At 70.8% G+C, this 1,410-nt stretch carries 1 protein-coding gene and 1 pseudogene; one reads left to right on the top strand and one right to left on the bottom strand.

Annotated elements, in window-relative coordinates:
• A pseudogene (locus tag NS220_RS17960) lies at positions 1–573 on the top strand (hypothetical protein); the annotation flags it as partial.
• Between the two features lie 85 nt (positions 574–658).
• Here NS220_RS17960 and NS220_RS17955 read toward each other — a convergent pair.
• Positions 659–1,410 (bottom strand): phosphopantothenoylcysteine decarboxylase domain-containing protein (locus tag NS220_RS17955; RefSeq protein ID WP_275934688.1); only part of this gene is annotated, 752 nt, incomplete at its 5' end.

Raw genomic sequence — 1,410 nt, 5'->3', positions numbered from 1 at the left:
TTTCACCGCCGCCCGCCCGCGGGCCCCGGTGCCCCCGGGCGGGCGGCGGTGAAACGCGACATCCCCACCGACACCGTGTGGGTGTGGCTGATCGTCGCGCTCCCGCTCGTCTCGGTGCTGATGCTCTTCCTGTTCGACTGGAAGTCGCAGCTCGAGCAGTTCCTCTACGCGGCCGTCCTCGCCGAGCAGGGCGGGTACTCGTCCTCGTCCACGATGGTGAACTTCTCGCTGAACTCCACACTCTTCAGCATCGGGATGAGTGTGCTCGGCCTCGTCCTCGGCGGCCTCAGCGTGCTCTTCGCCTTCCTCGATTGGCGTCAGCTGCGGGCCCGCGGGATCGTGCAGCCCTTCCACTGGGCGTGGGCGTTCTTCGTGTTCGTCGTCACGGCGGGGGTCTACGTGGTCGGCCGCGGAATCGTGTTGCGCCGGCAGACCGGCAAGGGACTCGGCCCGGTCTGGGGCTTCATCGCCGTCACGGTCGTGTCGATCGTCACCGCGAGCATCTGGATCATCTTCCTGCTGCGCGACTTCTTCGCCGTCATGGAACAGCTCATGTACACCTACAGCTACTGAGCTGCACGGCCGACGCCCCCTCGCGGACCCGTCCGCTCGGGGGCGTCGGTCTGCGCGCGGCGGGACCCGAGAACACTCGGGTCGGTCAGCGCACGCGGTTCGCGACGATCGCGTCGAGCAGGGCGTGGGCCGTGTCGTCCTTCGATCCGGATGCCGTCGCCACGACGTCGCCGCCGCGTTCGACGATCACCAGGTCGTTGTCGGTCACCTCGAACCCGCGCGTCCATCCCACGGCATTCGCCGCCAGCAGGTCCACCCCTTTTCGCGCGGCCTTGGCCCGAGCGCGTTCGAGGAGATCGTCGTCGTCGCGAACGGTCTCTGCGGCGAAGGCGACGATCGTCTGCCCGTCGCGCCGCGCGGCGACGAGGCCCGCCACGATGTCGCGGTTCTCGATGAGCTCGAGGGTGAGCCCACCGGGGGCGTCCTGCTTGCGGAGCTTGTGCTCCGACACCGACGCCACGGAGTAGTCGGCGACCGCCGCCGCCATCACGATGACGTCGGCGTCGGGGGCCGTGGCATCCATCGCCCTGCCGAGCTCGTCGGCGGTGGCGACCGCGATGACCTCGACGCGGGAGTCGGGGACGACGTCGGCGTCGAGGTGCGCGGCGACGAGCGTGACCCGCGCGCCGCGGTCCGCGGCGGCCCGGGCGATCGCGACCCCCTGGCGCCCGCTCGAGCGGTTGCCGAGGAAGCGGACGGGGTCGATCGGTTCGCGTGTCCCTCCGGCGCTGACGACCACCGACACGTCCTCGAGATCGCGCGGACGCTCGACGAGGGCGAGAGCTGCGGCGACGATGTCGTCGGGCTCCGACATGCGGCCGGGGCCGGAGTCGCCGC

This window comes from Microbacterium testaceum (assembly GCF_001476655.1).
Lineage (GTDB): Bacteria > Actinomycetota > Actinomycetes > Actinomycetales > Microbacteriaceae > Microbacterium > Microbacterium testaceum_C.
The sequence above is the reverse complement of the archived record's forward strand: the minus strand, read 5'-3'. Positions and strand labels throughout refer to the sequence as shown.